Raw genomic sequence first — 15,867 nt, 5'->3', positions numbered from 1 at the left:
AATGATTAAGACAGAACGTCTACAAGCTGATATTGAAGCCTTACGCGCGATTAGCGACCCCTGCAATGGTGGCGTGACCCGTATTGGTTTCACTGAGCGCTATCGTCAGGGTGTGGAGTACGTTAAGCAAAGAATGCAGGAATGTGGTTTAACCACCTATGAAGACGAGATTGGTAATCTTTATGGCGTGATGGAAGGGCAGGACAGCAGCGCCGCGAAAATTATCAGTGGTTCTCATCTTGATACCGTCAGAAATGCCGGTGCGTTTGATGGGATTGCCGGGGTCGTTTGTGCGCTGGAAGCGGCAAGAGTAATTAAAGAACGGGGCATTAAGCTTAAGCATACCTATGAAGTGCTCGGTTTCATTGAGGAAGAAGGCACTAATTTTGGTCAGGTGCTGCTTGGTAGTCGCTTTATCTCCGGCGATTTAACGGATGCGGATAAAGACCGCTTTATCAGCAAAGATAAGCAGCCACTACGCGAAGTGTTATCCAACTATATGCAGGGCATTGAAACCGTGCCAGCTTGTCGTAAGAACGACAATATTCTGGCTTTTCTGGAAGTGCATGATGAACAAGGGCCGGTATTGCAGGAAACCAATACCGATATTGGTATTGTTCAAAGCATTGTTGCGCTTTCACAGCTGAGTATCTCGATTACCGGCTTTGCTGGTCATGCCGGCACCGTACCGATGAATCTGCGTCAGGATGCAGGCCTCGCTGGCTGTTCGCTGGTAAGCCGCATGACCAGCTATGTTCTGCGGAAATACACTAACGAAGCAACGTTTACCGTGGGTAAATTTTCCCTGCTGCCAAATTCATCCAACTGCATTCCCAATAACTGTAGTTTCACGATTGATTTGCGTTCCGGGACTCAGGCCATCGTCGATAATGTGCTCGACTATTTGCAGGACATGAAGAAGCTGGTAGAACAGGAATATAACGTAACGATTGACGTCAACATTGATTCTTATAAAGACGAAGTCGTTATGGACCAAGGATTGCAGCAACTGATTGCCGAAAGTTGTGACAAATTGGGCTTAAGCTACCGCAATATTAATAGCGGTGCAGGGCACGATGCCATGATCATGGCGAATCTGTGTAAAACGGCAATGATCTTTATCCCTTGCGACAGGGGGATTACTCACCACCCATTGGAAAAAGTGGAATGGGAAGATATGCGTAAAGGAACAGAACTGCTTCTGGAAACCATTTTGCGTCTGGATTCTCAATTTTAAACAATAACGTCAAAAATAAAGTTAATTTAAGGAAAACATCATGAGCACTGAAAAAAAAGTAGAAAGTAATAAAATCGCTGATGACTTAGAGCCGGTTTCTATGTATCAAATGTTTGCCAAAATGTTTGCTTTGGTGGCGAAAGAAGTGTCGGATGAATTTGGTGATGCCGGGCGTGAAGCGGTTAAGCGCGGCGTATGGAATTTTGGCGTTGAGCGCGGTAAAGATATCGCCCGCCGTGCTAAAGCTCGAGGTAAGCCAAACGACGCGGCTAACTATCTGGTTAGTTATGATATGGATCGCAGCGATGAGTTCGATTCCGTGGATACCTATGGTGACGATCAGGTCGAGCAGATCTTTTCTAAATGCGCTTTTGCCAAGCAGTTCCAAAAAGACGGCATGGAAGAGTATGGCATTCTGTATTGTGAAATGATCGATCCTTCTATTGCTTATGGATACAACCCTAATCTGAAGTGTATTCATGAAAAGCATTTCTTTACCCACGGTGAATGTACGTTCTGTTTCAAAATGGAAAAAGGAACAGAGTAATGACGCCCGAATATAATGAAATAGCGAACAGTTGGGTTTTATGGGTGGCGGCAGCGCCATCCCTCTTCTTCGTTTTCTTACAGGCTTGCTTATTTTTTCGTAAAAGTGTGAAGACTGCGAAGGCGCTCGGTATTTCCGATTCACAGGTGAAAAGTGCGATTCGTGGCGCATCGATATCTTCAATCGGCCCTTGTTTTATGATGCTGTCCGGCATATTGACGTTGATGTTATACGTTGGTTCTCCTATTGCCTGGCTGCGGGTCGATTTTATCGGTTCGGTAGCGGATGCCTTGATGGAAGCGGCATTTACCGCTCAAGGAATGGGCATCACCCTTGGGCAGAGTGAATTGGACGTTAATTTTCTCTGTGCGGCCACCATTGTGATGACCACCTGTGGTTTACCGTTTTTGTTATTTGTCTCTTTTTTCGCTAACAAAATGGACAAAGTTAACAAGGTAATGTCCGGTGGTAACGTCAAACTGATTCCGATTATTGGTGGTGGCGCCATGATCGGCAGTTTTGGTGCGCTGACCATGAATTTTGCTTATCCCCTCGGTGCAAATACTGTGGCAATTATTGTCTCGGCAGCCACGATGGCGACTATCGTGATTTATAACCGAAAAGCAAACTTGCAGTGGCTAAAAGAATGGGGATTGACCATCTGTATGATCATAGGAATGTCTGCTGCGGTCATCGCAAAATAAGCTGGAGCGTATGTCATGTCTAAAACCAATCAAGAAATATTTGAAAATGACTATATGCCATATATAGTTAGCCGAGGTAAATTTTGTACTCGGATCGTACTGTTAGTTGCTTATATACCGGTTCTGGTTTTACTGTTCTATTTTGACGCCAACCCAACGGCGGATAGTATTTTCACCGGAATGGTGTCGATGCTATCGATTTTATTACCCTGGTATATTGTGGATCCAATCTCTTTACAGTCGGTGCTGGGTGTTCCTGGGATGTATTTAACCTATATGGCAGGAAACTCGAAAGAGGTGCGCGTACCCGCTTCAACTCAGGCGCTGAATGCGGCGGGTTATCAGTTGGGAACCCGAGAAGGTACCGTTATTTCGGCCATCGGTATCTCGGTCTCCATTTTCATTAGCTTGAGTTTAATGACCTTCTTAGCAATCGCCGGTAACATGATTATTCAAATGTTGCCGCAAACTATGTTGGATGCTTTACAGTTTTTGCTACCAGCGTTGTTTGGTGCGTTATTTATGGATCGTTTACTCAATAGTCCGATGAAGCTATCACTCAGTGCTATTCCGGTTATCTTCATCGCTAAGGTATTAAGCGTGATCGGCGTTTTCGCGATATTACCTTTCGGTGGCGGTTATGCATCGATTATTATTTGCGTAGTTAGCTGTATGATTTTAGCCAAAGTGTTATGTGCCAATAATTCTGAAGAGGAAAAGCCGGTCGTAAACGGTGAAGTCAGTAGTTAGTGGTTACATCATAGAAAGTAGGGCAATAAGGTTAATAAATAGAGCCCCCCGGATTGTATCAGGGGGCTTCTTGAGAGGGGAGATAAAGTCATTTAATTTGATTTCAGCGAATGTTTCGTCCGTAAAAAGAACGTCGAAATATTCACTTTTCCTTACGGACGAAAGGGAATGTTTTTGAGTTAAGTGGGCGTCAGGCCTACGATTCTTAGGGGCGCTCCGGCAGCTAAAGCTGCTACGACCCCAACAGAATCCTCTCCTTCCGTTTATGCTTGGTTAACTATCCTATTCAAGCTTTAGAGGGAATATTCGGAAGCTATATAGCCTCCGGCTTTAAAACCCGCCAATTATGCTAACGTCGATATATCTACATACTGCTGTAGCGCAGAATGTTCTTCTGGTTCCGTTAAATAGGGTATTTCACCAATCATCGGCGCAGTAAGCCGCTGTTTTAATGTTTCCAGATAGGCAGAATAATGTTTATTTGGGGCTTGAATGTTGTTGGCTATCCAGCCGCTAAAGTAAACGCCTGCACTCAGTAAAGCTTGTTGAGTGAGCAGGGCGTGGTTAATGCAACCCAGTTTCATTCCCACCACCAAAATCACGCTAATTTGTTGCTGGGTCACCCAGTCAGAGAGGTTTTGTCGATCGCTTAATGGGGTAAACCAGCCACCGGCACCTTCGACTACCACGATATCCGCTTTCTGTTTCAAATGGGTTAATCCGGCAGATAGTTGTTCAACAACAATAGGGCGTTGTTCCAGACGGCTGGCGATATGGGGAGAGGTCGGTTCCAGTAAGGTAAGCGGATTAACCTCCGGATAAGTCAGACTCACCGAGGAATAGCGTTGTAATGCCAGCGCATCACTATTGCGTAAGCCAGAGGAGGTCATCTGACTACCGGAGGCAATCGGTTTATAACCGGCCACGCGATATGATGCTGATGAAAACGCCTGTAGCAGGGCGCAACTGGCAACAGTTTTCCCCACGTCGGTATCGGTACCGGTCACAAACCATACCTTGGCTAATGCGGGCTGATTGGCGGGTGTATCATTCACGATATAAAACTCCGGTTACTAACTGATAGCTAAGGGGAAGTCCCTGTTCTTGGTGTGGGTAGGCTTCTGCCAATTGTGTCAGACGACGGCGACCAGTGAGTCCTGCCTCGCGGCCCTGATGTAAATGGGTTGCCCCAATGCCCTTTAAGGTTTTCATTAGTGCGATAACATCAGGATAAAATTCAGTTTCCTGTTGCAGGCTCAACTGATGAGGAAACGGCTGGCATGCGTGTGCTATTGCCTCAAAGGAAAGAAACTGATTGATATGTGATTGTCCATCCACGTGCTGCCACGCTTGCGCTAATTCTGTTAGCGAGCCCTGAGCTAATGATGAGAATACTACCCGTCCTCCGGGGCGGACGACGCGGTGCATTTCCCTTAATGCGCCGGTTAAGCTGCTACACCATTGAATGGCCAGATTACTGAAGCACAGGTCTACGCTACCGTCAGGTAGAGGAATATGTTCGATATCGGCTAATAGATATTGATCGGCGCTGTCTGTTGCGCGAGATTGTTCCAGCATGCCTGCGGCCAAGTCCAGTGCAAGCACATGACAACCTGCGTCACGAAAACGACGGCTAAAATAGCCGGTGCCACAGCCTGCATCCAGCATGGTTAAGCCCGTATAATCACCGATTTTCGCCAAGAGTTTTTCACCACATAAGCGCTGAAAGTTTGCGGCTTGATCATAGCTGTTGGCCGCCCGGCTAAAGGCTGTCGCGATTGCCGGCTTATTCACCTTGAGTGGCTGTAACAGCATTGAGTACCTCCAACAAATGGTTGATGTCTTGTTCATGGTGCACAGCACTGAGGGTGATGCGTAAACGTGCGGTATCAGGAGGAACCGTTGGCGGGCGAATGGCACTGGTCCAAATTCCCTGTTCACTCAGATGTCGGGCTAAATCTATGGCAGCTTGGTTTTCACCAACCAGCACCGGTTGAATCGCCGATTGTGAATTCATTAATTGCAGACCAGAACCGGCTAGCCCGTTGCGAAACTGAGTAATGTTTTGCTGCAATTGCTGACGTAAATCGTCACCGGCGATAACCCGTTGCAGTGCGGCGCTGAGTGCACAGGCCTGTGCTGGCGGCATACTGGTGCTATAAATTAAATGGCGGGCAAACTGAATAAAGTACTCGGCCACCGATTCGGAGCAGAGCACCGCCGCACCGCTGAGGCCAAAGGCTTTACCAAAGGTGATCACCAACAGCTCCGGCTTTACCTTTTGTGCCGCGCAGGTTCCACGCCCTTGGCTACCGTTTACGCCAATTCCATGGGCATCGTCGACCATCAACCAAGCACCTGCCTGTTGACAGGCATGATGCAGCGCAGCCAACGGTGCACTATCGCCATCCATACTGAACACGCCTTCAGTGATTGCCAGCGTTTGTCCGGAGTGTTCAGCCTGCAATAGCTTATCAAGAGATGTCGGTTGATTATGCTGGAAGCGGCGCAGTGTAGCGGGAGAGTGCATCGATGCTTCAATAAGCGAGGCATGGCTGAATTTATCGGCCAAAATGCGATCGTTATTCTGCATTAACGCCGCAATCACCGCTTGATTTGCCGCATAGCCAGAAATAAACAGTAATGCGCGCGGATAGCCCAGCCAGTCAGCCAATTGCTGTTCCAGCTCGGCATGAGCGGTGGTAAATCCCGTGACATGGCCTGAACCGGCGCTTCCTACGCCATAGCGTTCGGCGCCTGATTGCCATGCGCGGATCACGGTGGGATCCCGGCTTAATCCTAAATAATCGTTAGACGAAAAGTTAAGATAACGCTGCCCATTGAGGCTAATTTCTCTGCCGCTACCGCTTTGACTCACAGCGCGCCGGCGATAAGCGTCAGCAGCACGGCGCTCAGCTAAACCTTGCTCAATTCGGTGTTGAAAGCTCATCAGATTATAGGGCTGCGTTGTAATACTGTTCGGTATCGGCGTGCAATAGCTGCTCGGTCAGGAGTTGCTGCTGTTGATTATCACCGTGTACGGTTTCGGTTAACTGTGAATTTAGGCCAAGTTTACGGAACAGCTGCACGTCTTTGTCTTCACCCGGATTTGGCGTGGTCAGGAGCTTACAGCCGTAGAAAATTGAATTGGCACCGGCCATAAAACACATTGCCTGCGTCTGTTCATTCATCTGTTCACGGCCAGCAGAAAGGCGAACATAAGAGGTTGGCATCATGATGCGCGCTACTGCAATGGTACGGATAAAATCAAATGCGTCGATATCGTCATTATCTGCCAAAGGTGTGCCTTTAACTTTCACCAGCATATTGATGGGAACGCTTTCCGGGACTTTGGGTAGGTTAGCTAATTGCACCAGTAAACCGATACGGTCGCGTACCGTTTCTCCTAGCCCGACAATACCGCCGGAGCACACTTTAATGCCGGCTTCACGCACTTTTTCCAGCGTATCCAGACGCTCCTGATAGCTTCGGGTAGTGATGATATTGCCGTAAAACTCGGGGGAGGTATCGAGATTATGGTTGTAATAATCCAGCCCCGCCTGTGCTAAACGACTAGCCTGTTGATCGGATAACGTGCCCAGCGTCATGCAGGTTTCCATTCCCATCTCTTTGACCCCTTTGACCATCTGTTCCAGATAAGGCATATCGCGATCGTGAGGATTTTTCCAGGCAGCGCCCATACAAAAACGACTGGAGCCTGCGGCCTTAGCTTGCCGAGCCGACGTCAGAACCTGTTCCACTGCCATGAGCTGTTCGGTGTCCAGACCGGTTCTATAACGGGCACTTTGCGGGCAATACTTACAGTCTTCCGGGCAATTACCGGTTTTGATGGATAGCAGAGTACTGACCTGAATCTTAAGAGGATCAAAATTCTGCCGATGTATCGTTTGGGCGGTGAAGATGAGTTCTAACAGTGGCGTATCGAATAACGCCTGAGTTTGTTCTGGCGTCCAACGTGGCATTTGGCTCATTATATTGCTCTATTCAATCTTTTATTGGTTTCAAAAAACTTTATATGTAAACTAAATTTATGTCAATTTGGTTTACTACTGGTTTTTATGCTTACTGATTTAGAATTCGATCGTCGCCATATCTGGCATCCTTACACCTCCATGACGGAGCCGTTGCCTTGCTATCCGGTGCATTCAGCGCAAGGCGTTGAACTTCAACTGGAAGACGGCAGGCGCTTAATTGATGGCATGTCTTCCTGGTGGGCATCGATTCATGGCTATAATCATCCGTTCCTCAATCAAGCGGTGAGTGAGCAGTTAGATAAGATGTCTCATGTGATGTTTGGCGGCATTACTCATCAGCCAGCGGTTGAGCTGTGTCGTCGCTTGGTGGATATCACCGGTGATGGATTGGACTGTGTATTTCTGGCTGATTCAGGCTCGGTGGCGGTGGAAGTGGCCATGAAAATGGCTTTGCAATACTGGCAGGCAAAGGGGCAACCCCGGCAAAAATTTCTTACGTTGAGCAATGGCTATCACGGTGACACTTTTGGTGCCATGTCGGTGTGCGATCCGCAAAACTCGATGCATCAGCTTTATCAGGGATTCTTACCTGACAATCTGTTTGCCGATGGGGTTGATATTCCTTTCGATGGTCAATGGAACGATAACGGTCTTGAACATTTCTCATCGTTGCTGAATCAGCATCATTCACAGATTGCCGCCGTTATTCTGGAACCCATTGTTCAAGGGGCCGGCGGTATGCGTTTTTACCATCCTAACTATCTGACACGGATTCGCCAACTGTGTGATGAATACCAGATTTTGTTAATCAGCGATGAAATTGCCACCGGCTTTGGCCGAACCGGTAAGCTGTTTGCCTGTCAGCATGGGCAAATTGTGCCGGATATTCAGTGTATGGGGAAAGCGTTAACCGGTGGTTATATGACGCTCTCCGCTGTGATAACCACGAGAAATATCGCTCAAACGATTAGTCAGGGTGAGGCTGGCTGTTTTATGCATGGCCCAACTTTTATGGCAAATCCTTTGGCCTGTTCTGTAGCCTGCGCCAGTCTCGATTTATTGGCGCAAAATCATTGGCAGGGGCAGGTGGCCGCGATTGCAGAAGGACTGAACAAAGGGTTAATGCCTTTGTTGGAGCACCCGCAAGTGCAAGATGTTAGGGTGTTAGGGGCGATAGGTGTTGTTGAAATGACCCGACCGGTGAATGTCGCCAGCCTGCAACAATTTTTTGTTAAACAGGGAGTATGGATTCGACCGTTTGGTAAATTGATCTATTTGATGCCGCCTTTCATTATCAGTTCTGAGCAACTTATTCGATTAACCACGGCCATTAGCGAGGCGGTATCAAGGCCCGATGTGGTTTTCGGCGAATAGACTATTTATTTTTGCCATTAGCTCAAATGAGAATGATGTTGATGGCAATAGAGAGTATGTTTTTATAATGCGAATAGCGATATAAGTGTTGGTTTTCACCTGATAGCAAAATATCTGTCGATGGAGTAAGGCGTTGGTCGTTTAATAAAATAAGCTATATATATTGCTGAGATAATAGACGATTAGAGACGTAACCTTATTGATTACTTAATAAATATCCAATTTCTGAGTATTATGGCTATATCACTATTGATCGCAGCCGTTTAGAATAATATCAAGAAGTAACTATTCGCTTGTTCCTTGGGACTATTTTCAGGAGACGTTATGCATTGCCCATTTTGTGCCGCTGTTGATACCAAAGTGATTGATTCACGTTTGGTCGGCGATGGTTCACAGGTTCGCCGTCGTCGCCAATGTCTGGTTTGTAATGAGCGCTTTACAACTTTTGAAGTTGCCGAACTGGTTATGCCGAGAATTATTAAGAGCAATGAAATTCGCGAACCGTTCGATGAGGAAAAGCTGCGTCGGGGTATGTTGAAGGCATTGGAAAAGCGTCCGGTGAATTCGGACGATATCGAAATGGCCATTAGCCATATTAAATCCCAACTGCGTGCTACCGGAGAGCGAGAGGTTCAGGCATCTATGGTTGGCAATTTGGTGATGGAAGCCTTAAGAAAACTGGATAAGGTTGCCTATATCCGTTTTGCTTCCGTCTATCGCAGTTTTGAGGATATTCGTGAATTTGGTGAAGAGATCGCTAAACTGCAGGATTAATACACATGCAAAATGATGCCCAATTTATGGCGCGAGCGCTGGAACTGGCGCGGATGGGGCGTTTTACCACAACGCCTAATCCAAACGTCGGCTGTGTACTGGTGCGCGATGGCGTCATTGTCGGAGAAGGGTATCACCATAAGGCCGGGGAACCCCATGCCGAAGTACATGCTCTACGCATGGCGGGTGAACAGGCGAAAGGCGCCACGGCTTATGTGACTTTAGAGCCCTGTAGCCACCATGGGCGAACGCCTCCCTGTGCTGACGCATTGGTTAATGCGGGGGTGGTAAGGGTTATCGCTGCAATGCAGGATCCCAATCCTGAAGTTGCAGGCCGGGGGTTGTACCGTTTACAGCAGGCCGGCATTGCGGTTGAACACGGACTGATGATGGCGGAAGCCGAAGCGGTTAATCGTGGCTTTTTTAAACGGATGCGCACCGGTTTCCCTTATCTTCAACTAAAGCTGGCGGCTTCTCTGGATGGTAAAACGGCCATGGCATCAGGTGAAAGCCAGTGGATCACTTCGGTGGATTCTCGTCGTGATGTTCAGCAATTCAGAGCGCAAAGTTCAGCCATTTTAAGCACCAGTGCGACAGTGCTGGCAGACAATCCATCCTTAAACGTGCGCTGGTCTGAATTGAACGATGAGATTCAGCAATATTACCCTCAGGATGCGCTTCGTCAGCCGGTGCGAGTTATTCTGGATAGGCATAATCGCTTAACGCCAGATCTAAAGCTATTTTCCCTGCCGGGTGATATTTGGCTGGTGCGTAGCCAAAAAGGCCATGAAAATTGGCCGCCGCATGTTGAACAACTGATTGTGCCTGAACATAATGGTGGTCTCGATCTGGTGGTATTAATGATGCAATTGGGTCGTAGGCAGATTAATACTATTTGGACGGAAGCTGGGCCTACTATTGCTGGCGCATTGCTACAGGCTGGCTTAGTGGACGAATTGGTTTTGTATCTGGCGCCGAAACTGTTGGGCGATGGGGCGATGGGGTTGTGTAAATTACCCGGTCTTGAGCGGTTGTCTCAGGCGCTGCAATTTAAACTACATGATGTTCAGCAAACCGGTGATGACCTGCGTTTACGCCTGTTTACCCACAGTTGACACCAATAATTACCCGTAGAGCGTAAATCCGCAGCGCGGCGCACGAAAGAGTATGATAGAATCCGCCCCCTTAATCGGGTTAATGAATCAAGAAACCAAGGGTATACTTTTATGAACGTTATTGAAGGTATTGTGGCAGCACCAGAAGCCCGTGTTGCTATTACTATTGCACGCTTTAACAGCTTTATTAATGATAGCCTGTTGCAAGGTGCTATCGATGCACTAAAACGTATTGGTCAGGTTTCTGATTCGAATATTACCGTAGTATGGGTTCCTGGCGCTTATGAGTTGCCATTAACTGCCCGTACATTGGCTGATACCGGTCGTTATGATGCGGTTGTTGCTTTAGGTACCGTAATTCGTGGCGGTACAGCGCACTTTGAATTTGTTGCCGGTGAAAGCAGCTCAGGCTTGTCCAGCGTTGCGATGAACAGCCAAATTCCAGTCTCTTTTGGTGTATTAACCACTGAAAATATTGAGCAAGCTATCGAGCGTGCCGGAACTAAAGCCGGTAACAAAGGTGCTGAAGCGGCGTTGACCGCGCTGGAAATGATTAATGTAATTAAGGCGATTAAAGCCTAAGAGTGAATGTTCACTCTGAAGGATTGATTGTCTGACTAAGATTTAAGGGGAATTCCGTGAAACCTGCAGCTCGCCGCCGCGCCCGTGAATGTGCCGTTCAGGCGCTTTACTCTTGGCAGCTATCTAAAAATGATATTGCCGATGTTGAGTTAGAATTTCTGACGGAACAGGACGTCAAAGACGTTGATTTAACCTATTTCCGTGAGCTGTTTTCTGGTGCGGCAACCCATGCTGGTGAACTGGATAAGCTGATGGCACCTTATTTGTCCCGTACGTTAGATGAGCTCGGGCAAATAGAAAGGGCAATTTTGCGTGTTGCAGTCTATGAACTGAGTAAACGCGAAGATATCCCTTATAAAGTGGTTATCAACGAAGCTATTGAGTTGGCTAAAACTTTTGGTGCAGATGACAGCCATAAGTTTGTTAACGGTGTTCTGGATAAAGTCGTTCCCCGTTTGCGCGTACGCAATGCAAAATAGTTTGTGCAGTTTAAACTACAATTTAGAAGCCAAGTAAGGCCGGCATTGCCGGCCTTACTGCTAAGTAATTCTGGAGTATCGCCGTTATGTCCAGTGGTGAGTTTGATATTATTGCCCGCTATTTCAATCGTCAGGGTAATACTCGCAAAGACGTCCGACTAGGTATTGGTGACGATTGTGCGCTGTTAGTCCCTTCCCAGAAGCAATATTTGGCCATCAGTACTGATACTTTGGTTTCTGGTATTCACTTTCTCCCCGATATTGATCCTGCCGATTTAGGCTATAAAGCATTGGCGGTGAACTTAAGCGATCTTGCTGCGATGGGAGCCGACCCTGCATGGGTTTCTCTGGCGCTGACGTTACCTGAAATTAATGAGCCTTGGTTAGACGCTTTCAGTGACAGCTTTTTCCGGCAGTTGAATTATTACGGTATGCAGTTGATTGGCGGTGATACCACCAAAGGTCCTCTTAGCCTGACCTTAACCATTAACGGTTGGGTGCCGATGAATAAAGAATTGACCCGTGGTGGTGCCAAAGTGGGTAACTGGATCTATGTGACGGGCTGGCTGGGCGACAGCGCCGCTGGTCTGGCGATTCTTCAAGACCAGTTGCAGGTTGAAGATAAGGAGGCCCGTGACTATCTGGTTAAGCGCCATCTACGTCCGACGCCGCGAATTTTGATGGGGCAGGGGATGCGCCAGTTGGCAACGTCAGCTATCGATTTATCCGATGGCCTGATCTCTGATTTAGGACATATCCTGAAAGCCAGTGGATGCGGTGCCAAGGTTTATCTCGACCGTTTGGTTTTTTCTAAGGCTTTATCAGACAATTGCCATCGAGAGCAAGCCATTCGTTGGGCGTTGAGCGGTGGTGAAGATTATGAACTGTGCTTTACCGTACCGGAAGATAATCGTGGTGCATTGGATACGGCGCTTTCTGGATTGGGGATTCCCTATACCTGTATCGGTCAGATTACGGCAAATAATGGATTACAGCTGTTCGATGGTAATCAACCGGTAAAGTTTGCAGGCCATGGTTTTGACCACTTTAGTTGATGGGGCAAGACTGCGGATTAGGTGAGTAGTGAATTGGTATCAGGCCTCTGGGGTACTAGGGATGAATGGATGTCTGGTCGCTATTGAGTTTCACTAAGCGATGGCAAAGATAAACATCATTGCCATCGCTTGTGAGTATTATTGATTCTGCCAGTCGGCTATCTGCCGAATAATACCGTTGGCATCTAAGCCTATATCAGCCCGTATTTCGTCCTGACTCCCTTGCGGAACAAAGACATCAGGTAAACCAATATTCAGCACCGGAATCATCTTGCGATGAGCCATTAGCACTTCGTTTACGCCACTGCCGGCACCACCCACAATGGTATTTTCTTCCAGCGTAATTAGCGCGTCATGACTTTCTGCTAATGAAAGGATGAGCGACTGATCCAACGGTTTAACAAAGCGCATATCCACGACGGTGGCGTTGAGCTGTTCTGCGGCCAGCAGGGCTTCAGGCAATAACGTACCGAAGTTAAGAATAGCGATTTTCTCCCCTTCACGACGTACTTTGGCTTTCCCGATGGGTAACATGGCCAGCGGCGTTAATTCTGCACCGGTTCCGTTGCCGCGTGGATAGCGTACGGCCACCGGACCTTGCTGATAATGGTGGCCGGTAAACAGCATTTGGCGACATTCGTTTTCATCGCTTGGCGTCATCACCACCATATCCGGTATACAACGCAGATAGCTGAGGTCAAAGGCGCCTTGATGGGTTGGGCCGTCAGCGCCGACAATCCCGCCGCGATCGATAGCAAACATGACCGGTAGTTTTTGAATGGCTACATCATGGATAACCTGATCGTAGGCGCGCTGTAGGAAAGTAGAATAAATAGCCACAATAGGCTTATAACCACCAATAGCCAGACCGGCAGCAAAGGTTACCGCATGCTGTTCTGCAATGGCGACGTCAAAATATTGTTCAGGATATTCACGAGAGAAACGCACCATGCCTGAACCTTCACGCATGGCTGGCGTTACCGCCATCAGTTTGTCATCGGTGGCGGCGGTTTCACAGAGCCAGTCACCGAAGATATTGGAATAGCTTGGGTATGAACTACCGCCTTTTTGTTGGGTGCCAGTTTCAGGATCAAACTTAGGCACGCCATGCCAGCCGATAGGATCTTTCTCTGCTGGCGCATAACCTTTGCCTTTCTTGGTCATGATGTGCAGGAACTGAGGACCTTTCAGGCTACGCATGTTTTTCAGCGTTTGTACCAGGGCTTGTACATCATGGCCGTCAACCGGACCGATATAGTTAAAGCCAAACTCTTCAAATAGCGTGCCGGGAACGACCATGCCTTTCAGATGTTCTTCGGTGCGCTTTACCAGCTCTTTAATTGGCGGTAAGCCGGATAACATCATCTTGCCGCTTTCGCGTAGAGTTGAGTAGAGCTTACCGGATAGAATTTGCGCCAGATGATTATTCAAAGCCCCGACGTTTTCTGAAATCGACATTTCATTATCATTCAGAATAACCAGCATATCGGGTTTGATATCACCAGCATGGTTCATCGCTTCAAATGCCATACCGGCGGTAATCGCGCCATCACCGATAACGCAGGCGGTGCGACGGCCTTTGCCTTCCCGCTGGGCAGCAACGGCCAAACCCAGACCTGCACTGATAGAAGTCGAGGAATGACCCACCGATAACACATCGTATTCACTTTCTTCACGCCATGGGAAAGGATGGAGGCCATCCTTTTGGCGAATGGTCGGCATGCGATCGCGCCGCTCAGTCAGAATCTTGTGCGGATAGGCCTGATGACCTACGTCCCAGACGATATGGTCGAACGGTGTGTTATAAACATAGTGTAATGCTACCGTCAGTTCTACCGTCCCCAGCCCAGAGGCCAGATGACCACTGGAGCGACTAACGCTGTTCAGCAGATATTGACGCAGCTCTTCGCAAAGCAACTGCAGCTTATCTTTTGATATCAGTCGTAAATCGTCGGGGTTATTTATTAACGCCAACGTTGGGTATTGGGTTATATCAAGACTCATCCAAAACTCGTCTAAAATAGTGTGCTTAAAAGTACAGTTTAATTATCACGTTCAATAATAAAACCGGCCAGTGCTTCCAGTGCCGCGGTATTATAAGACTGCGCAGCTAATTCGGATAGCGAATCCATTGCTTCCCGGTACAGATCTAAAGCCTTAGTCTGTGCGCCGGCGATACCCAGTAACGCTGGATAGGTGCTTTTTTCGTGTTGCAGATCGGAACCTTGACGCTTACCGGTTTTTTCCGTTGCGCCAACTACGTCTAAAATATCATCCTGCACCTGAAAGGCGAGACCGATAGCATTAGCATAGCGATCCAACAATGGCAACGCCGCTTTGCCCGGTTCGCCTGCGGCTAAAGCGGCCAAGCGGATAGCGGCACGAATCAGGGCACCCGTTTTATGGCGGTGGATGCGTTCAAGCTCTTGCAGATTAACCTTACGTTTTTCTGCCTCCAGATCCAGCGCTTGTCCGGCACACATACCGGCAGCGCCACTGGCATGAGCCAGTTCACCGATCATGGCCAAGCGGTCAGCGATCTGAACGTCGGGCATTGGCGCATCGCACAAAATCGAAAATGCCAGCGTTTGCAACGCATCACCGGCTAAAATGGCATGGGCTTCGCCGAATTTGATATGACAGGTTGGTTGGCCGCGGCGTAAGTCATCGTCATCCATCGCCGGTAGATCATCGTGAATCAGGGAGTAGGCGTGAATACATTCAATCGCTGCTGCCGGCGCATCAAGATTATCTGGTGACAGCCCAAGCATTTCTCCGGTGGCATAGACCAAAAATGGTCTTAGCCGCTTTCCCCCAAGCAGGGCTCCGTGACGCATGGCTTCTACCATTGCTGATTGATTAAACGGCAGAGAGGAAATATATCCTTCAATGGCGCGATCAACACGATGGCGATGTTGGGTTTGAAGCTCAATAAACGAACTCATCAGGCTTCATCCGGCTCAAAAGGTGAAAGTTGAGCCTGTGCATCGCCGTTCAACAGGATTTGTACCCGTTGTTCTGCTTGCTGTAGCTGTTGCTGACCTTGACGTGCCAGTTGGATACCGCGTTCAAACTCATTTAACGCGTCTTCCAGCGGTAAATCACCGCTTTCAAGGCGATTAACAATATGTTCCAGTTCACTGAGCGCAGTTTCAAAACTGGCTGGCTGAGGCGCTTTTTTTGGCATTTTGGGCATATTTAGTAGTGGTTTCGATTAAATGTTGTAAGCAATCACGGGTGATTTGATATCTTTGT

At 48.0% G+C, this 15,867-nt stretch carries 17 protein-coding genes; 10 read left to right on the top strand and 7 right to left on the bottom strand.

The features are described from left to right. The first annotated feature begins 1 nt into the window (after position 1). From EL341_RS11705 to EL341_RS11690, 4 genes are read left to right on the top strand one after another with little or no spacing between them, the layout of a single operon-like run. Positions 2 to 1,237: a M20 family metallo-hydrolase gene (locus EL341_RS11705; RefSeq protein WP_074822588.1), complete on the top strand. Its 1,236-nt coding sequence runs from the start codon at positions 2 to 4 to the stop codon at positions 1,235 to 1,237. A gap of 40 nt (positions 1,238 to 1,277) precedes the next feature. Continuing rightward, on the top strand, positions 1,278 to 1,784 hold the full coding sequence (locus EL341_RS11700) for an L-2-amino-thiazoline-4-carboxylic acid hydrolase (RefSeq protein ID WP_047781518.1): 507 nt from the start codon (positions 1,278 to 1,280) through the stop codon (positions 1,782 to 1,784). Then, complete coding sequence (locus EL341_RS11695; protein WP_047781517.1) at positions 1,784 to 2,488, top strand: DUF5058 family protein; 705 nt, start codon at positions 1,784 to 1,786, stop codon at positions 2,486 to 2,488. The genes EL341_RS11700 and EL341_RS11695 overlap by 1 nt, the downstream gene beginning before the upstream one ends. A gap of 15 nt (positions 2,489 to 2,503) precedes the next feature. Beyond that, positions 2,504 to 3,238, top strand: coding sequence for a hypothetical protein (locus EL341_RS11690; protein WP_074822590.1), 735 nt, complete (start codon positions 2,504 to 2,506; stop codon positions 3,236 to 3,238). Positions 3,239 to 3,582: 344 nt separating this feature from the next. On the opposite strand, the gene bioD is transcribed toward EL341_RS11690, so the two are convergent. The 4 genes from bioD to bioB are packed head-to-tail and all read right to left on the bottom strand — an operon-like array spanning position 3,583 to position 7,230. Continuing rightward, positions 3,583 to 4,293 (bottom strand): dethiobiotin synthase, encoded by a 711-nt coding sequence (gene bioD / locus EL341_RS11685; RefSeq protein WP_074822595.1) that lies wholly within the window; start codon positions 4,291 to 4,293, stop codon positions 3,583 to 3,585. Continuing rightward, positions 4,286 to 5,053: a malonyl-ACP O-methyltransferase BioC gene (bioC, locus tag EL341_RS11680; protein WP_074822597.1), complete on the bottom strand. Its 768-nt coding sequence runs from the start codon at positions 5,051 to 5,053 to the stop codon at positions 4,286 to 4,288. The genes bioD and bioC overlap by 8 nt, the downstream gene beginning before the upstream one ends. After that, entirely contained in the window at positions 5,025 to 6,188 is a 1,164-nt protein-coding gene (gene bioF, locus EL341_RS11675; RefSeq protein WP_074822600.1) for an 8-amino-7-oxononanoate synthase, read from the bottom strand. The genes bioC and bioF overlap by 29 nt, the downstream gene beginning before the upstream one ends. 4 nt (positions 6,189 to 6,192) lie before the next feature. Continuing rightward, positions 6,193 to 7,230: a biotin synthase BioB gene (gene bioB / locus EL341_RS11670; protein ID WP_074822603.1), complete on the bottom strand. Its 1,038-nt coding sequence runs from the start codon at positions 7,228 to 7,230 to the stop codon at positions 6,193 to 6,195. Positions 7,231 to 7,317: 87 nt separating this feature from the next. Here bioB and bioA point away from each other — a divergent pair, with 87 nt between their 5' ends. From bioA to thiL, 6 genes are all read left to right on the top strand, one after another. Further along, on the top strand, positions 7,318 to 8,607 hold the full coding sequence (gene bioA / locus EL341_RS11665; protein WP_074822605.1) for an adenosylmethionine--8-amino-7-oxononanoate transaminase: 1,290 nt from the start codon (positions 7,318 to 7,320) through the stop codon (positions 8,605 to 8,607). 324 nt (positions 8,608 to 8,931) lie between these two features. Continuing rightward, positions 8,932 to 9,381: a transcriptional regulator NrdR gene (gene nrdR / locus EL341_RS11660; RefSeq protein ID WP_047781512.1), complete on the top strand. Its 450-nt coding sequence runs from the start codon at positions 8,932 to 8,934 to the stop codon at positions 9,379 to 9,381. A 5-nt stretch (positions 9,382 to 9,386) separates the two neighbouring features. Next, positions 9,387 to 10,496: a bifunctional diaminohydroxyphosphoribosylaminopyrimidine deaminase/5-amino-6-(5-phosphoribosylamino)uracil reductase RibD gene (gene ribD / locus EL341_RS11655; protein ID WP_074822607.1), complete on the top strand. Its 1,110-nt coding sequence runs from the start codon at positions 9,387 to 9,389 to the stop codon at positions 10,494 to 10,496. A gap of 111 nt (positions 10,497 to 10,607) precedes the next feature. Beyond that, complete coding sequence (gene ribH, locus EL341_RS11650) at positions 10,608 to 11,078, top strand: 6,7-dimethyl-8-ribityllumazine synthase (protein WP_047781510.1); 471 nt, start codon at positions 10,608 to 10,610, stop codon at positions 11,076 to 11,078. Positions 11,079 to 11,134: 56 nt separating this feature from the next. Then, entirely contained in the window at positions 11,135 to 11,557 is a 423-nt protein-coding gene (gene nusB / locus EL341_RS11645) for a transcription antitermination factor NusB (protein WP_047781509.1), read from the top strand. Between the two features lie 86 nt (positions 11,558 to 11,643). Then, entirely contained in the window at positions 11,644 to 12,612 is a 969-nt protein-coding gene (gene thiL / locus EL341_RS11640; RefSeq protein WP_074822609.1) for a thiamine-phosphate kinase, read from the top strand. Between the two features lie 138 nt (positions 12,613 to 12,750). Here the strand turns inward: thiL and dxs are convergent, their stop codons facing one another. Genes dxs through xseB form a run of 3 tightly spaced genes read right to left on the bottom strand, consistent with a single transcriptional unit; the run spans position 12,751 to position 15,799 of the window. Then, positions 12,751 to 14,616: a 1-deoxy-D-xylulose-5-phosphate synthase gene (gene dxs, locus EL341_RS11635; protein WP_074822612.1), complete on the bottom strand. Its 1,866-nt coding sequence runs from the start codon at positions 14,614 to 14,616 to the stop codon at positions 12,751 to 12,753. 38 nt (positions 14,617 to 14,654) lie between these two features. Further along, positions 14,655 to 15,557, bottom strand: coding sequence for a (2E,6E)-farnesyl diphosphate synthase (ispA, locus tag EL341_RS11630; RefSeq protein ID WP_047781506.1), 903 nt, complete (start codon positions 15,555 to 15,557; stop codon positions 14,655 to 14,657). Continuing rightward, positions 15,557 to 15,799, bottom strand: a complete 243-nt coding sequence (gene xseB / locus EL341_RS11625) for an exodeoxyribonuclease VII small subunit (protein ID WP_074822835.1) — start codon at positions 15,797 to 15,799, stop codon at positions 15,557 to 15,559. Before xseB ends, ispA begins: the two co-directional genes overlap by 1 nt. Positions 15,800 to 15,867 lie beyond the last annotated feature (68 nt).

This window comes from Pragia fontium (assembly GCF_900638655.1).
Lineage (GTDB): Bacteria > Pseudomonadota > Gammaproteobacteria > Enterobacterales > Enterobacteriaceae > Pragia > Pragia fontium.
The sequence above is the reverse complement of the archived record's forward strand: the minus strand, read 5'-3'. Positions and strand labels throughout refer to the sequence as shown.

Excerpts from the sequence above, each read along its gene's own strand:
- EL341_RS11705 (WP_074822588.1), top strand. The coding sequence starts at position 2 with ATGATTAAGACAGAACGTCTACAAGCTGATATTGAAGCCTTACGCGCG.
- EL341_RS11700 (WP_047781518.1), top strand. The coding sequence starts at position 1,278 with ATGAGCACTGAAAAAAAAGTAGAAAGTAATAAAATCGCTGATGACTTA.
- EL341_RS11695 (WP_047781517.1), top strand. The coding sequence starts at position 1,784 with ATGACGCCCGAATATAATGAAATAGCGAACAGTTGGGTTTTATGGGTG.
- EL341_RS11690 (WP_074822590.1), top strand. The coding sequence starts at position 2,504 with ATGTCTAAAACCAATCAAGAAATATTTGAAAATGACTATATGCCATAT.
- bioC (WP_074822597.1), bottom strand. The coding sequence starts at position 5,053 with ATGCTGTTACAGCCACTCAAGGTGAATAAGCCGGCAATCGCGACAGCC.
- bioF (WP_074822600.1), bottom strand. The coding sequence starts at position 6,188 with ATGAGCTTTCAACACCGAATTGAGCAAGGTTTAGCTGAGCGCCGTGCT.
- bioB (WP_074822603.1), bottom strand. The coding sequence starts at position 7,230 with ATGAGCCAAATGCCACGTTGGACGCCAGAACAAACTCAGGCGTTATTC.
- bioA (WP_074822605.1), top strand. The coding sequence starts at position 7,318 with ATGCTTACTGATTTAGAATTCGATCGTCGCCATATCTGGCATCCTTAC.
- nrdR (WP_047781512.1), top strand. The coding sequence starts at position 8,932 with ATGCATTGCCCATTTTGTGCCGCTGTTGATACCAAAGTGATTGATTCA.
- ribD (WP_074822607.1), top strand. The coding sequence starts at position 9,387 with ATGCAAAATGATGCCCAATTTATGGCGCGAGCGCTGGAACTGGCGCGG.
- ribH (WP_047781510.1), top strand. The coding sequence starts at position 10,608 with ATGAACGTTATTGAAGGTATTGTGGCAGCACCAGAAGCCCGTGTTGCT.
- thiL (WP_074822609.1), top strand. The coding sequence starts at position 11,644 with ATGTCCAGTGGTGAGTTTGATATTATTGCCCGCTATTTCAATCGTCAG.
- dxs (WP_074822612.1), bottom strand. The coding sequence starts at position 14,616 with ATGAGTCTTGATATAACCCAATACCCAACGTTGGCGTTAATAAATAAC.
- ispA (WP_047781506.1), bottom strand. The coding sequence starts at position 15,557 with ATGAGTTCGTTTATTGAGCTTCAAACCCAACATCGCCATCGTGTTGAT.
- xseB (WP_074822835.1), bottom strand. The coding sequence starts at position 15,799 with ATGCCAAAAAAAGCGCCTCAGCCAGCCAGTTTTGAAACTGCGCTCAGT.